General features: G+C 30.2%; 13 protein-coding genes and 3 pseudogenes. 9 read left to right on the top strand and 7 right to left on the bottom strand.

Annotation, left to right across the window (positions count from 1 at the left end; all coding sequences use genetic code 11):
* Window positions 1-9 precede the first annotated feature (9 nt).
* On the top strand, window positions 10-906 hold the full coding sequence (locus tag AJ884_RS02965; protein WP_070278709.1) for a DMT family transporter: 897 nt from the start codon (window positions 10-12) through the stop codon (window positions 904-906).
* On the opposite strand, the pseudogene AJ884_RS09800 reads toward AJ884_RS02965, so the two are convergent.
* From AJ884_RS09800 to tupA, 4 genes and pseudogenes are all read right to left on the bottom strand, one after another.
* Window positions 892-1,714, bottom strand: a pseudogene (locus tag AJ884_RS09800) (biotin-dependent carboxyltransferase family protein); the annotation flags it as partial. The gene AJ884_RS02965 and the pseudogene AJ884_RS09800 sit on opposite strands and share 15 nt — an antisense overlap.
* Window positions 1,700-2,419: pseudogene (locus tag AJ884_RS09870) on the bottom strand (5-oxoprolinase subunit B family protein); the annotation flags it as partial. The pseudogenes AJ884_RS09870 and AJ884_RS09800, both read right to left, overlap by 15 nt.
* Before the next feature lie 9 nt (window positions 2,420-2,428).
* Window positions 2,429-2,992, bottom strand: a pseudogene (locus AJ884_RS02950) (5-oxoprolinase subunit PxpA).
* Between the two features lie 139 nt (window positions 2,993-3,131).
* Complete coding sequence (gene tupA / locus AJ884_RS02945; RefSeq protein ID WP_002862184.1) at window positions 3,132-3,941, bottom strand: tungstate ABC transporter substrate-binding protein TupA; 810 nt, start codon at window positions 3,939-3,941, stop codon at window positions 3,132-3,134.
* Between the two features lie 78 nt (window positions 3,942-4,019).
* Between tupA and tupB the strand changes: the two genes are divergently transcribed.
* From tupB to AJ884_RS02910, 7 genes are all read left to right on the top strand, one after another.
* On the top strand, window positions 4,020-4,706 hold the full coding sequence (gene tupB / locus AJ884_RS02940; RefSeq protein WP_002871132.1) for a tungstate ABC transporter permease TupB: 687 nt from the start codon (window positions 4,020-4,022) through the stop codon (window positions 4,704-4,706).
* A gap of 1 nt (window position 4,707) precedes the next feature.
* Window positions 4,708-5,703, top strand: coding sequence for a tungstate ABC transporter ATP-binding protein TupC (gene tupC, locus AJ884_RS02935; protein WP_044778913.1), 996 nt, complete (start codon window positions 4,708-4,710; stop codon window positions 5,701-5,703).
* Window positions 5,704-5,840: 137 nt separating this feature from the next.
* Complete coding sequence (gene acs, locus AJ884_RS02930; protein ID WP_070286428.1) at window positions 5,841-7,814, top strand: acetate--CoA ligase; 1,974 nt, start codon at window positions 5,841-5,843, stop codon at window positions 7,812-7,814.
* An 81-nt stretch (window positions 7,815-7,895) separates the two neighbouring features.
* Window positions 7,896-8,720, top strand: a complete 825-nt coding sequence (gene galU / locus AJ884_RS02925) for a UTP--glucose-1-phosphate uridylyltransferase GalU (RefSeq protein ID WP_002871129.1) — start codon at window positions 7,896-7,898, stop codon at window positions 8,718-8,720.
* The gene (locus AJ884_RS02920) at window positions 8,714-9,934 is read left to right on the top strand and encodes a glucose-6-phosphate isomerase (protein ID WP_070278707.1); all 1,221 of its coding nucleotides are present in this window, start codon (window positions 8,714-8,716) and stop codon (window positions 9,932-9,934) included. Before galU ends, AJ884_RS02920 begins: the two co-directional genes overlap by 7 nt.
* 127 nt (window positions 9,935-10,061) lie before the next feature.
* Window positions 10,062-10,511 carry a Dps family protein gene (locus AJ884_RS02915; RefSeq protein WP_070243204.1) on the top strand — a complete coding sequence of 150 codons (450 nt, stop codon included), beginning with the start codon at window positions 10,062-10,064 and terminating at the stop codon, window positions 10,509-10,511.
* A 65-nt stretch (window positions 10,512-10,576) separates the two neighbouring features.
* Window positions 10,577-11,614, top strand: coding sequence for a DUF4143 domain-containing protein (locus AJ884_RS02910; protein ID WP_070278706.1), 1,038 nt, complete (start codon window positions 10,577-10,579; stop codon window positions 11,612-11,614).
* On the opposite strand, the gene AJ884_RS02905 is transcribed toward AJ884_RS02910, so the two are convergent.
* The 3 genes from AJ884_RS02905 to coaE are packed head-to-tail and all read right to left on the bottom strand — an operon-like array spanning window position 11,611 to window position 13,671.
* The gene (locus tag AJ884_RS02905) at window positions 11,611-12,345 is read right to left on the bottom strand and encodes a glucosaminidase domain-containing protein (protein ID WP_070278705.1); all 735 of its coding nucleotides are present in this window, start codon (window positions 12,343-12,345) and stop codon (window positions 11,611-11,613) included. The two genes, AJ884_RS02910 and AJ884_RS02905, sit on opposite strands and share 4 nt — an antisense overlap.
* Window positions 12,320-13,069, bottom strand: coding sequence for a diaminopimelate epimerase (dapF, locus tag AJ884_RS02900; RefSeq protein WP_070284001.1), 750 nt, complete (start codon window positions 13,067-13,069; stop codon window positions 12,320-12,322). Before dapF ends, AJ884_RS02905 begins: the two co-directional genes overlap by 26 nt.
* A complete protein-coding gene (gene coaE / locus AJ884_RS02895; protein WP_002909035.1) occupies window positions 13,066-13,671 on the bottom strand; it encodes a dephospho-CoA kinase in 606 nt (201 codons plus the stop codon). Before coaE ends, dapF begins: the two co-directional genes overlap by 4 nt.
* A 60-nt stretch (window positions 13,672-13,731) precedes the next feature.
* On the opposite strand from coaE, the gene purM reads away from it, so the two are divergent.
* Window positions 13,732-14,721: a phosphoribosylformylglycinamidine cyclo-ligase gene (purM, locus tag AJ884_RS02890; protein WP_002862173.1), complete on the top strand. Its 990-nt coding sequence runs from the start codon at window positions 13,732-13,734 to the stop codon at window positions 14,719-14,721.
* Window positions 14,722-14,728 lie beyond the last annotated feature (7 nt).

Here is a 14,728-nt window from a genome sequence, read left to right as displayed (position 1 = left end):
GGTGTAACATTGACTCGAACAAAGTATTTGTATATCTTGCTTGTTTTAGCTATGTTTTTATGGGGCTCATCTTGGCCTACTTCTAAGATTTTATCAGCTTATGCTGATACTTCTGTGATTACTTTTTGGCGTTTTTTCTTTGTTTTGCTAGGCTCTTTGATGGTATTAGGCTTTTTAAGAATTCCTTTAAGGCTTGAAAAATCTATTTTAAAATGGGTGCTGATAGCAGGAATTTTAAATGGGTTTTATACTTTTGTATTTTTTATTGCCATTAAGCATGGTTTAGCTGGAAAAGGCGGTGTTTTGGTTACAACTATGATTCCTATTTTTTCTTATTTTATATTTATGATAGCGATATTATTTCAAAAAGATAAAAAATCAACTCACAAGATCACAAAGAGTGAAATTTTAGGATTATTTTTAGGTTTATTATCTGGATTTTGTTTGTTAAATTTAGGGAGTTTAGAAGATTTATTTGGTAAATTTAATATTTTATTTTTAACTTGTTCTTTTATTTGGGCTTTGATAGCAGTGTTTAATCATAAAGCCAAAGGAGCTCACCCTTTGGCGATTAACTTTTATATTAATCTCATTTCTGTTTTAATGTTTTCTTGGGTATTGTTTGATGTAAAAAGTTATGAAATTTTTCATTTTGAATTTAAATTTTGGATCAGTATGTTTGTCGTTGCTTTTTTATCAACTATTATAGGTACTAGTATTTATTATTATGGGATTCACATTTTAGGGAGTGTTAAGGCAAATTCTTTTGTTTTAATCACTCCTGCTAGTGCTTTAATTTGCAGCTATTTTATACTAGATGAGGTGCCAAATGCACTTACCTTGTTAGGTTGTGCCTTGGCTATAGGTGCTATATATTTTATCAATATTTATGGCAAAAAAGCTTAGATCATTTTCTATAACCGTGGCTATTTTTGTATAGTCTCCTGTGCTTTGTCCTACTGCCATTAAAATGATAGGAATACCACTTTTTGGTACCTGTATGCTTCCAAAAACTGCAGGATCTGAAATAATATCTGTTGAGTTTTTATGCTCTATACTTTTGCTAGATTCTGTATAAATCACCATTCTATCACACTTTATAACTAGTATTTAAAAAAGCATCTATGCCTTTTTGAGTAAAAACATCTTTATTTGTTCCTAAAATAACGCGTATAATAGGATCTTTTGAGCTTTTAAAAATAGGATTTTCACATTCTCTAGCTTCTAAATTAAAAGGTATAAAAGTATTATGAGTATTTAAAATATCATCTTTTTGCAAAGCTCTTCCTTTAAAAATTCCAACTCTCATTTTAGCATCGCTGGATTTAGAGTTTAAAAAACTTTTTACTTCAAAGCTACCTGCTACGCATAAATACCCACGAAAACCTATTTTTGCTAAACCAAGTTCTAAAATATCGCCTTTATTTGCTTTATATACCTTGCAAGTTTTTATTTTTTGATTATTAAGCTTTGCCTCAAATTCAGCCCCACTTAAAACAAAATAATTCTCATCTAAAAATTTATATTTTCCACCCTTTAAATAAAGCTCAATTCCTGCTTCATCTTGTTTGTTTCCAAGTAAGATATTTGTCATTCTTAAGGCATCTTCATCCATAGCCCCACTTCTTGCTATGCCAAATTTAGCAAATTTTTTTCTACCAAAGTCTTGCAAACTCGAATTTATAAATGCTTCAATGATTTTATACTCATAAATTTCCTTTTGATAGATTTTTTAGCAACTTGCTCTTGGAACTCAAAAAATTCATCTTTTGAAATGGCTTTAAATTTTAAAAACATACCCGCTTTTAAAAGAGTGGAATTTTTTCATCTTCTTTATCAAAAAATTCCAAAGATGTTCTAGCAATGATTTACCAATCCCCTGGACTTGAAATAAGATAAACTCCTGTTTGTTTATTGGCTATACCTACACTTCCAGCTTCTATTTTTGCTCTAGGGCTTGAAAGGCGTGGGGTAAAAAGTTTTTTGTCCAAACCTCCAAGATAAGGAAAACCTGCCAAACCTAGCATAAAAACAAGATAGTAAGGCTTAGTGTGAAGAGATATAAGTTCTTCTTTTTAAATTTGATTGAAATTCTAAATCCAGTCCAAATTCTTCATCATAACAAAGTGGAACTTCTATACAAAGACTTGAGTTTTGCTCCGTAAGTTTAATATCCTTTTTAATTTTTTTCAAAAAATCAAGCAAAGAATTTAAAGAAAGTATACAAGGATTAAAGTATATAAGCAAGCTTGCATAAGTACTTATCAACTCATCAATACCATAAAATTTCACCTTCTTTTAGGGCTTTTTGTATCCTTTGTTTCGTGCTTAAAACATAAGCATTGATTTGAGGTGAAATTTCTTGTTTAATAAAAAGCAAAAGCAAAGCCTTGCTTCCACTAAAATGCACACTAAACATTGTTAAAACCTATATAAAATTTTCCAAAGCACAAATTTGAATTTGTTCTTTTTCTAAATTTTCTTTGATTTTTTTAACAAATTCTAAAGCTTTTACATTATCCCTATGAACGCAAATACTATCCGCTTTTAAATCAATTTCTTTGCCATTTATGCTTGTAACTTTGCCTTCTTTTATCATTTTTACAACGCGTTTATCGCTAAATTTTTATCAATAGCTGCTATATTATAAAGTGTGCCATAAGCTTTAAAATGCTGTATTTTCATACCTTTTGTCTTAGTAAAGCCAAAGCTCCTAGTTGATACAAGGCATGGTTTTTGACTTCTTCAAAGCTTATTTGCATATTGCGTCTTCCAAAACCCAAAAGATCAGGATAAGATGGGTGTGCTCCTATGCAAACACCATTTTGCTTGGCTAAATTTAAGGTCTTATCCATTACACAAGGATCACCCGCATGAAAGCCACAGGCGACATTTGCTGAGCTTACAAATTTTTAAAATTTTTTTCATCCATTCCCATTTTATAGGTGTCAAAACTTTCCTCTAAATCACTATTTAAATCTACTTTGAACATTATTTGACCTTGTATATTTAATTATTGATTTTATTGTATCTAAAGAAGAATTTTAAATAAGCTGAAAGTTTTGAAAAATAAATAAAAAAGTTACAATAAGTAAAAATAATATTTTAAGCAGGCTAAAACCTGCTTAATTTTAATCTTTCCTTGTTTTTGCATCAACTACGAATAAAGGTTTATAGAGCAGTTTAAATCCGCTAATAAAACTTAAAGTATCGTCACTTGTAAGCCAATTGATAAATTTTTTAGCTTCAGTATAATTAACATTTTTGCAATGTTTAGGATTTGTTGCTATAACAGAATAAAAATTTTTAAGGCTATCATTACCTTCATTTACAATGACTAAACTTGGATTTCCTTTTTCACTGGCTTCATATTTGATATAAGTGCCACGATCAGTTAAAATCACACCTTTTTTTTCTTCAGCGATTTTAATGCTTGCTAGCATACCTTGTCCACTTTGTTGATACCAGTTTTCTTTTTCAGGCACACCACCAAGATCTTTCCAAAGACTTTTTTCTTTATTATCAGTACCCGATTTATCGCCTCTTGAGATGAAAGTGAGTTTTTCATTTTTGATAAGTTCTAAACTTTCTTTTAAATTTTTGCCTTTAAATTTAGAAGCTATTGATTTATCCGCAATGATGATAAAATCATTATACATCACAGGGGTTCTATCCACGCCAAAACCTTTTTTTATAAATTCTTTTTCTGCTTTTGGAGAGTGTACAAAAAGTACATCAGCATTGCAATCTTCACCCATTTTTAAAGCCGCACCTGTTCCTACTGCAACCCATTTTAAGGTATTGCCGCTTTCTTGTTCATAAAGAGGCTTTAGAGCATCTAAAAGTCCTGTATTGTCAGTGCTTGTTGTGGTTGCCATTTTAAGTTCTGCTGCACTTGCACTTAAAGCTAAAGCAAGGGCTAAAGAAATGATTTTTTTCATTTTTTCTCCTTATAAATTTACATAAAAAAATATTTTAGCATAATTATGCTAAAATTACTTATTTTAAAAAGGATATTTTTGGATTATATTTTTGATGGTTTTAAACAAGCTTTATTTTTACTTTTTAATGCTGATGAAAGTGTAATTTCAGCTATAAAAACTACACTTTTAAGCTCAAGTATTTCTATAGTTTTAGCTTTGCTCATAGGTTTTCCTTTGGGATTTATCTTAGGCTTTTTTGATTTTAAATTTAAACGCTTTATAAAACTTATCATAGATACTAGCCTTTCTTTTCCAACAGTTGCGGTAGGACTTATACTTTATGCACTGATTTCAAGTCGAGGACCTTTGGGAGAATTTGGACTACTTTTTACTATAAAGGCTTTAATTTTAGGGCAGTTTATTTTAGCACTTCCTATAGTGATCGCACTTTTTTCAAATTTGATAGAAAATATGAATAAAAAACATTTTTTACTTATAAAATCTTTTCACTTAAGTCCTTTAAAACTTGTTTTAATGATGATTTATGAATTACGCTTTGCTTTGATTAGCGTCGTTGCACTAGCTTATGGACGCATTGTAGCAGAAGTAGGAGTAGCGATGATAGTGGGTGGAAATATTAAATACGACACTAGAACCATAACCACGGCTATTTCTCTTGAAACCAACAAAGGCGAATTTGCTAGTGGTATAGCTTTGGCTTTGGTTTTAATTCTCATTGCCTTTTGTTTAAATTTCATTACACACAAACTTAAAAGAACATAAAATGATAGAAATTTCTAATCTTTTTTTCAACTATCAAAACAAAGAAGTTTTAAAAATTAAAAATTTAAAACTTGATACAAGTAAAATTAGCATCTTAATGGGAACGAATGGAAGTGGAAAATCTACATTTTTAAGAATATTAAAATTTTTAGAAGGAGATTTTTCAAAAAATATTTCTTATTTTGGAAATTTTAAACTTAATAATAAACAAAAGCGTGAAATTTATTTGCTTTTTCCAGAGCCTATTTTGTTAAATCGTAGCGTAAGGGCAAATTTTTTATTTACTTTAAAAACTTATGGGATTAAAGAAGATATCGAAGAACGTATAAAAGAAAGTTTGATGTTTTTAAATTTAGATGAAAGTCTTTTAAGTAAATATCCTAATGAACTTTCATCAGGACAAAGTCAAAAAATAGCTTTTGCTATAGCTTTAAGCGTAAGAGCGAAGTATTATTTACTTGATGAACCGAGTGCTTTTTTGGATAAAAATACTACGCTTTTATTTAAAAAAGCTATTCTTAAAATGCACGAAAATTTCAATACAGGTTTTTTAATCGCAAGCCATGATAAACATTTTTTAGATTCTTTGGCTCAAAAAAAACTTTATTTACACAGTGGAGAAATTTTAGAATTTGAAAATACTAATGTTTTTGAGCTAGAAAATCAAGGTGTAAAATTTTGTAATTTTATAGATTTTAGTAATTGTAAAAAATATAAAGATTTTAAAAAACCTCCAAGTAAAATTGCGATTGATCCTTATAAAATTTCTTTTTTTAATTCTAAAAATATCCCAAAAAATAATTATGAGTTTATTTTAGAAAAATGTTATATTATAGCACTTAGAAGTAGGAAAAGTGATGTTTTTATAAGGGTAAGTTGTATGGATAAAATTTTAGAATTTGCTTTAGAAAAACAAGAATTTTTAAAATTCGATTTAAAATTATACAAAGAACTCAGTCTTTATTTTTATGAAGATGCAATATGTTTCTTAAATTAACATACATTATAAAATTTAAATAAAATATTACAAATATTCTCATTTTTTATAAAATTTATCTTAATTATTTTTTAAATTTGTATTTAATACAAATAAACTCTTATATAATGTTTAAAAATAATCATAAAGGAGTTTTTATGCTTAATCAAAATAATCAAGAGCTTTTTAAGCCAAGTAAAGAATTTTCTCGTAATGCTCGTATAAAAAATTTATGTGAATACTATGATTTATGCGATGAAGCCAAGGAAGATTTTGAAGGTTTTTGGAAAAGACAAGCACTTGAGAAGATCGAGTGGTTTTCGCCTTTTTCAAGAGTGCTAAATGAGGATAAAGCTCCATTTTATAAATGGTTTGAAGGTGGAACTTTAAATGTAAGCTATCAATGTCTTGATCGTCATATGAAAACAAGACGCAATAAAGCTGCTTTGATTTTTGAAGGTGAAATGGGGGATTATGAAGTTTATACTTATAGAAGATTATTGCATGAAACTTGCAAGGCAGCCAATTTGCTTAAAAAATTCGGAGTAAAAAAAGGCGATAGGGTTGTAATTTATATGCCTATGATTGCAGAAACAGCTATAGTAATGTTAGCTTGTGCAAGGATTGGGGCTATTCATAGTGTGGTATTTGGAGGGTTTTCTCCTGAAGCCTTAAGAGATAGAATTATAGATGCAGGAGCTAAACTTGTAGTAACGGCTGATGGTGCTTTTCGTCGTGGCAAACCTTATATGTTAAAACCTGCAGTAGATAAGGCTTTAAGTGAAGGGTGTGAAAGTGTAGAAAAAGTACTTATAGTTATACGCAATAATGAGCCTATAGAATATATTAAAGGAAGGGACTATGTTTATAACGAACTTGTGAAAAATGAATCTTATAAGTGTGAACCCGAAATCATGGATAGCGAGGATTTGTTGTTTTTGCTTTACACTTCAGGATCAACGGGCAAGCCAAAAGGAGTTATGCATGCAAGTGCAGGATATATACTTTGGGCACAAATGACTATGGAATGGGTTTTTGATATTAAAGATTATGATAATTATTGGTGTAGTGCTGATGTGGGTTGGATTACAGGACATACTTATGTAGTTTATGGGCCTTTAGCATGTGGAGCAACGACTATAATGCATGAAGGGACTCCTACTTATCCAAATTCTGGGCGTTGGTGGAGAATGATAGAAGAGTATCAAATAAGCAAATTCTACACTTCGCCAACTGCCATAAGAATGCTTCATGCTGATGCGCCTGATGAGCCAAGAAAATATGATTTAAGTACGCTTGAAGTGCTTGGAACGGTTGGAGAGCCTATAAATCCTAGTGCTTGGAAGTGGTTTTATGATGAAATAGGGGGAACTAAAAGTCCTATAGTCGATACTTGGTGGCAAACAGAAACAGGTGGACATATGATCACGCCTTTACCAGGCGCTACTCCTTTAAAACCAGGTTGTGCCACCTTGCCTTTACCAGGAATTTTTGCAGAAGTTATTGATGAAGAAGGCAATAAAAAAGATGAGGATGAAGATGGATTGCTTTGTATAACTAAACCCTGGCCTTCGATGATTCGTGGAATTTGGGGTAATGATGAACATTATATAGAAAGTTATTTTTCTCAAGCTAAAAAAGATGGAAAAGCTGTATATTTTAGTGGCGATGGTGCTTTTTACGATAAAAATGGTTATATTACCATCACAGGAAGAACAGATGATGTGGTTAATGTTGCAGGACATCGTATAGGAACAGCTGAAATTGAAAGCGCTATTGCTAAACATCCAAGTGTAGCAGAATCAGCTGTAGTGAGTATTTTGGATGCGATTAAGGGCGAGTCATTGTTTGCTTTTGTGGTTTTAAGTCCTGCATCCAGTTGTGATCTTGGCGGAGCTATAGAAACTTTAAAAGAACTTAATGACATTTTAAGAGTAGAGATAGGACCTATAGCTAAAATAGAAAAAATTCTTTATACTCCAGGTTTACCAAAAACTAGAAGTGGTAAAATAATGAGAAGAATTTTAAGAACTATAGCAAGAGGTGAAGAAATCAAACAAGATATTTCAACGCTCGAAGATTCTGGAGTAGTAGAAACCATTGTTAAATTAGCTAAGGCAGAGTTTGAATAACAAGCAAAAAGAACTTTGCCTTGTTGCATAAAAATTCATAAAAATAAGCTATAATGATAAAAAAAATAAAAGGAAATTTTTATGCTTCAAACTTGTATTTTCCCTGCGGCAGGTTATGGGACGAGATTTTTACCTGCAACAAAAACTTTACCTAAAGAGATGTTACCTATCTTAACCAAACCTTTGATCCATTATGGGGTTGATGAAGCTTTGGAAGCAGGAATGGAAAATATGGGATTTGTAACAGGACGTGGAAAAAGAGCTTTAGAGGATTATTTTGATATTTCTTATGAACTTGAGCATCAAATTTCAGGTACAAAAAAAGAATACTTACTTGATGAAATTCGCTCTTTGATCAATCGTTGCACCTTTACTTTTACAAGACAAAATCAAATGAAAGGCTTAGGTGATGCGGTTTTAAAAGGTAAACCTTTGGTTGGCGATGAAGCTTTTGGTGTAATTTTGGCTGATGATTTGTGTGTCAATGAAGAAGGCTTAAATGTTATGGCTCAAATGGTAAAAATTTATGAAAAATATCGCTGCACCATCATAGCTGTGATGGAAGTACCAAAAGAGCAAGTTTCAAACTATGGAGTAATTTCTGGAAATTTTGTAGAAGAAAATCTTATCATGGTTAATTCTATGATAGAAAAACCAAGTCCTGATGAAGCTCCAAGTAATCTTGCTATCATAGGAAGATATATTTTAACTCCTGATATTTTTGGAATTTTAGAAAATACTAAAGCAGGAAAAAATGGAGAAATTCAACTTACCGACGCACTTTTAACTCAAGCAACCAATGGTATGGTTTTAGCTTATAAATTTCAAGGGAAACGCTTTGATTGTGGAAGTGTAGAAGGCTTTGTAGAGGCTACAAATTATTTTTACGAGAAAAGTAAATGTTAAACAATACACTTTTTTTTAAACAAAGTGAAATTCACACTATAAGCTCTTATGCAAATCGTATTAATGATGAGGTAAAAAGTGGAGATATAGGGTATTATCATCTTATTGACACGAGCTTAAGCCTGATTGATGAGAGTTTGGCTTTTATCAAAGACAAAGAACACATAAAAAATATTGTTTTAGTGGGAATGGGTGGTTCAAGTTGCGGTGTAAAAGCCTTGCGTGATATGCTTTTTAATGAAAAAAGTAATCAAAGAGAACTTTTTATACTCGATAACACAAGTTCACATTCTTTTAATAAGACTTTAGAAAAAATCAAGCTTGAAGAAAGTTTGTTTTTAATCATCAGTAAAACAGGTAGCACTATAGAAGTTGTATCGCTTTTTAAACTTCTTATTGAACATTTTAAACTTGATATGCAAGAATTAAAAAAATACTTTGTTTTTATTACCGATAAGGATTCAAAACTTCATCAAGAAGGTGAAAATTTAGGTATTAAATGCTTTTTTATCCCTGCAAATGTAGGAGGTCGTTTTAGCATACTTTCAGCCGTGGGTATAGTTCCACTTTGTTTTTGTGGCTATAATGCCAAAGCTCTTTTAGAAGGAGCTAAAGCTTGTTTTGAAGATTTTTTTACTCGCAAAAAAGATGAAATTTTACAAAAGGCTTATCATTATTGCACACACAAAAATGCCAATATCAATGTGCTTTTTTCATATAGTGATGCTTTTAAAGGCTTTAACGAATGGTATATCCAGCTTATTGCTGAAAGTTTAGGTAAAAAGCAAGGCTATAAACGCATAGGTTTAACTCCTGTTGCACTCATTGGAGCAAGAGATCAGCATAGTTTTTTACAACTCATCATGGATGGACCTAAAAATAAAACTGTAACTTTTTTAAAAATCAAAGACGCTCAAAAAGCACCTATTATCCCTGATATTCATTTTAAATTTTTAGATTCTTTAAGTAATAAAGTCAATCTTCACGAACTTTTAAACGCCCAATGTGATGCAACTATGCATGCTTTAATCGCCGAAAATTTGAGTGTTGATGTGATAGAACTTGAAAAACTTGACGCTTGGCATGCGGGATATTTGATGTATTATTATGAACTTTTTACTTCAACTTGCGGTGTTATGCTAGGGATTAACACTTATGATCAACCTGGTGTGGAAGTTGGAAAGTTGATCTTAAAAAATATATTAATTTCTTAATCAAAATTCATTAAAAAAAGAGTATAATAATTTTAAGTTAAAATTATAATAAAAATTTTTAATTAATAATAATTATTATTTAAGAATTTTATACTATAATTTTAAAAATCAAAAAAAGGAGTCAATCATGTCAGTTACAAAACAATTATTACAAATGCAAGCAGATGCTCATCATCTATGGGTTAAATTTCATAATTATCACTGGAATGTAAAAGGTTTGCAATTTTTTTCTATACACGAGTACACAGAAAAAGCTTATGAAGAAATGGCAGAACTTTTTGATAGTTGTGCTGAAAGAGTTTTACAACTTGGCGAAAAAGCTATCATTTGCCAAAAAGTTTTAATGGAAAATGCAAAAAGTCCAAAAGTTGCAAAAGATTGCTTTACTCCGCTTGAAGTCATAGAACTGATCAAACAAGATTATGAATATCTTTTAGCAGAATTTAAAAAACTCAATGAAGCAGCAGAAAAAGAAAGTGATACCACAACAGTTGCTTTTGCGCAAGAAAATATCGCAAAATATGAAAAAAGTCTTTGGATGATAGGCGCTACTTTACAAGGTGCTTGCAAAATGTAATTTAAGGGGCTTTATGCCCCAATTATACTAACTAGGTTATAATATCCTTTTTTTAAAGGATAAAATTGAAAGTACTTAATTTTTTTTATGAAAACCATCCTAAATTTGAAGTAAGTTATGAAAGAAAAATTCAAATTTCAAAACTAAATATTATCATAAAAGGCCCACGATTTTGTGGTAAAAAAACGCTTATTTTTAATTTTTTATCTCAATTTAAAGCAAGTGAAATTTTGTTTTTAGATTTATATGATACACGTTTTGAAAAACAAAGTTTAGAAAGACTTTCTGATTTTCTGAATGAAAATTTACAAATTAAAATTCTTTGCCTTTATAATTTGGATTTTATCCCTAATTTAGAAAAAATTAAAATTCCCATCATCTTAAGTACAAATATAAAAGATTTAAATGTAAATGGGTTTGAAGAACTTGAACTTGATTATTTTGATTTTGAAGAATTTATTAGTGTAAGTAAGAAAAATTTACCTATAAATAATTTAGTAGGTCTTTTTTTGCAAAGTGGACGGAGTAAATTTGGAGAAAAAAACATACTTTTAAGACAAAGCTTTACTCTTTTAGAATTAGAAATTTTAAAGTATTTAGCTTTAAATTTGGGTCAGCAAATCAGTATTTCTAAGATATTTATAGAACTCAAAAAAAGATTAAAAACTTCAAAAGATAGTGTTTATCAAGCTATAAAAAAATTAGAAAATACTTATGTGATTTATACTTTAAAACATGATGAAAAAAAACTTCAAAAGATTTATTTTAAAGATTTTGGCCTAAGAAATAATCTTTGTATTTCAAAAGATTTTTCACATTTATTTGAAAATTTAGTTTTAAGCGAGTTGTTTAAATTTAAAGAAGAATTTTTTTATAACAAATACTTTAACTTTTATAGTCAAATATCTAAAGTTGCTTATATTTCAAGTCCAACTTTAGATATTGATTTGATTAAATTACGTGCTAAGAAAATTTTACCAAAGGCTTTAGAACTTGGAATTTTTCATGTGATTTTTATCACTCTTTCAAGCGAGGATAGTTTTTTTGAGCAAGGGATTAAATTTGAAATCATATCTTTTGATAAATTTTCACTTGGATTTTAGGCGTTGTTTGATTTTGTATCGTATTTTTCAAGGTTGTATCGTTTGATGATTTTTGTAATAAGATTGATATAATATCCCTTGCGTTCAGAATAAGAATCTAAAGTTTTAATAGCCTCTAGCCCTGTTATCTCTTTGCCTTCGCTTTCAAATTTAGCTCTTGCATCGCGAAACTTTTCATAAGCAAAATGACGATTTAAATTTAAAACATAAGAGTCAACACTATCTTGCAGACTATCAAAAATTTTAATTTTGTGTTTTTTATCTGGATGTCTTAAATCAGGAATTAAACCTTTCTCACCCCAAGTCCATTCTCCAAAAAGATTGTTTGCTTCTCTTGCGAAGCGACTGGTACCTGTAGCACTTTCAACTAAAGCTTGGGCTATACCCATGGATTTTGGAATTTTTTGAATACGTTTTTTATATTCTGCAAAATCATAAAGATTTTCAATACGATATTTGTTTTTTATCATGATAAGTTTTTCAAGATTTGTTTGGTTTGAAGTCCTAAAGCCTGTTTTGTAAGCATCTTTAAAAAAAGCTTCGATAAAGGCTCTTTCTTGTTCAATTTTTTTAAAGCTTTGATCAAACATTTCATTCATTTTTATAAAAAAAATTTGTCTTTTTTGATCTATATCAAGTTTGTAATATTCCTCTCCAAATCCATTCTTTAGATCATCAGCAGCAAAAAGTGGGATTAGAAAAAGACTAAGAAAAATTATAATTGGCTTCAAAACAATACTTTACCTTTCCTTCAAAAAACAATTCTTCATTTTTATATGCAAACCCTACCTCTTCACCACTTTTAGGAGTTATTTTAACTTTATTTTGTACTTTTTTATTTAAAAATGCCAGATAAAAACAAGCCCCCATTCCTGTGCCACAAGCTAAGGTTTCATCTTCAACTCCGCGTTCATAGGTGCGAACTTTTAAATGATTTTCATCTAAAATTTTTACAAAATTAACATTGGCATTATATTTTTGTCTCATTTTTTGACAAAGCATTGTATCAAATTCATCTAAATTTTGACAAAAATGTACTAGATGTGGAACTCCAGTGTCGCAAAGTTGCCAAGTTTTTCCTAATTCTTCAAAAGTATTTTGTACACTTTTTATTTTACCTAAAGATACTTCAACTTTATCTTGATTTACCTTTGCTTTTATTACTCCTGCACCGGTTAAAAAACTCATGTTAGGATTTATTTTGTTAATATGATGTGCAAAATGTGCCGCAGCCCTTGAGCCATTGCCACACATAGCAGCCCTTGAGCCATCGTTATTATAAAATTCCCATTCAAAGTCGTATTTTTCATGAGGCAATATCACGATAAAGCCATCCGCACCTATACCCTCATAACGATTACAAAGTTCTTTAGCTAAAGCACTTCTATCTTCTTTTCTATCAGCATTTGTGATGACAAAATCATTCCCACTTGCACAATATTTATAAAATTTCACATTTTTCCTTTAGAAATTTCTTGTATTACTTTAACACATTCTTGCCTAAAATCGGCATAAGAATTAGTATTTTTAATGATAAAATCTGCTTTTTTAAGTTTTTCTTCAATATCTATTTGAGAATCAAGTCTTGCTTTTGCAGCTTCTAAGCTGAGTTTATCTCTTTGCATGATTCTTTTAAGGCTTAATTCTTTAGGTGTGTAAATTACGATGACTTTGCCTAAATTTTCATAAGCACCGCTTTCAAAAAAAAGAGGAATTTCTACAAAAAAAGCTTTATTTTCTTTATCTAGAATTTGCATTTGTTCTAAAATTTTAGCTCGAATTTTAGGATGAGTGAAATTTTCTAAGGTTTTTTTAGCTTCTTTGTTGTTAAAAACAATTTCTCCAAGGATTTTTCTATCGATTTTCTTTTCTTTTGTGAGTAAATTTTTTAAGTTAAAGGGAGAAAAAATCTTTTCAAGTTCTAAAGCATTTTCATCTAAAATTTTATGAGCGATTTTGTCTGCACTAATGCTTTTAAAGCCTAAAGAATTCGCTATTTCTATAAAAGTGCTTTTGCCACAAGCAATTGAAGCGGTTACAAAAAAAGCATTTTTCATCTTATGCCTTATTAAAACTTTTTTCGTTAAAATACCTTTTTAGTTCTTAAAGGAAAATAAATGAAAATTTCATATGAAGATGCAGGCGTAAGTATAGATAATGGAAATGCCTTTGTAGAGGCTATAAAACCTTTGGTTAAAGAAACTTTTAATGATAATGTTGTAGGTGGAATTGGTTCTTTTGCTGGTGCTTTTAGAATGCCAAGTGGTTTTAAAAAGCCTGTGATTTTAGGTGCAACAGATGGGGTTGGTACCAAGCTTCGCTTGGCAATTGATGCTAAAAAATATGATACTATAGGGCAAGATTTAGTAGCAATGTGTGTGAATGATTTGATTTGTAATTTTGCTACGCCTTTGTTTTTCCTAGATTATTATGCTACAGCCAAGCTTGAAGTAGAAGTAGCAAAGGCTGTTGTATCAGGCATTGCCAAGGGATGTAAGATGGCAAATTGTGCATTAATTGGCGGAGAAACTGCTGAAATGCCTGGAATGTATGCAAAAGATGATTTTGATCTTGCGGGTTTTGCAGTGGGTATGGCTGAAGAAGATGAGATTGATAGAAGTAAATTTGTTAAAAATGGTGATATTTTATTGGCACTTCCTAGTTCAGGACTTCATTCAAATGGTTATTCTTTAGCTAGAAAAGTACTTTTTGAAAGTTTAAAATTAAAATTTGATGACAAGATAGAGGGTAAAAATTTAATTGATATTTTGTTAGAACCTACAAGGATTTATGTGCGTGATTTTCTTACACTAAAGCCTTATATCAGTGCTCTAGCACATATTACAGGGGGTGGTTTAGTAGAAAATTTACCACGCGTTTTACCTCGTGGTATGGGTGCAACTATACGCAAACATCATCTTAAAACTCCTGAAATTTTTTATACTATAGGACAGGCTGTAGAAGAAAGCGAAATGTATAGAAGCTTTAACATGGGAGCGGGTTTAGTAATGGTTGTAGATCCTTCTAATGTAAGTAAGGTTTTAGAAAATTCAGATGCCTTTATTATCGGCGAAATTTGCATTAATGAAGGTATTGTTTTAGAGTGAAAATAAA

This window comes from Campylobacter sp. BCW_6463 (assembly GCF_001762785.1).
Lineage (GTDB): Bacteria > Campylobacterota > Campylobacteria > Campylobacterales > Campylobacteraceae > Campylobacter_D > Campylobacter_D jejuni.
The sequence above is the reverse complement of the archived record's forward strand: the minus strand, read 5'-3'. Positions and strand labels throughout refer to the sequence as shown.

Excerpts from the sequence above, each read along its gene's own strand:
- tupA (WP_002862184.1), bottom strand. The coding sequence starts at position 3,941 with ATGAAAAAAATCATTTCTTTAGCCCTTGCTTTAGCTTTAAGTGCAAGT.
- tupC (WP_044778913.1), top strand. The coding sequence starts at position 4,708 with ATGATAGAAATTTCTAATCTTTTTTTCAACTATCAAAACAAAGAAGTT.
- galU (WP_002871129.1), top strand. The coding sequence starts at position 7,896 with ATGCTTCAAACTTGTATTTTCCCTGCGGCAGGTTATGGGACGAGATTT.
- purM (WP_002862173.1), top strand. The coding sequence starts at position 13,732 with ATGAAAATTTCATATGAAGATGCAGGCGTAAGTATAGATAATGGAAAT.
- AJ884_RS02920 (WP_070278707.1), top strand. The coding sequence starts at position 8,714 with ATGTTAAACAATACACTTTTTTTTAAACAAAGTGAAATTCACACTATA.
- AJ884_RS02915 (WP_070243204.1), top strand. The coding sequence starts at position 10,062 with ATGTCAGTTACAAAACAATTATTACAAATGCAAGCAGATGCTCATCAT.
- coaE (WP_002909035.1), bottom strand. The coding sequence starts at position 13,671 with ATGAAAAATGCTTTTTTTGTAACCGCTTCAATTGCTTGTGGCAAAAGC.
- acs (WP_070286428.1), top strand. The coding sequence starts at position 5,841 with ATGCTTAATCAAAATAATCAAGAGCTTTTTAAGCCAAGTAAAGAATTT.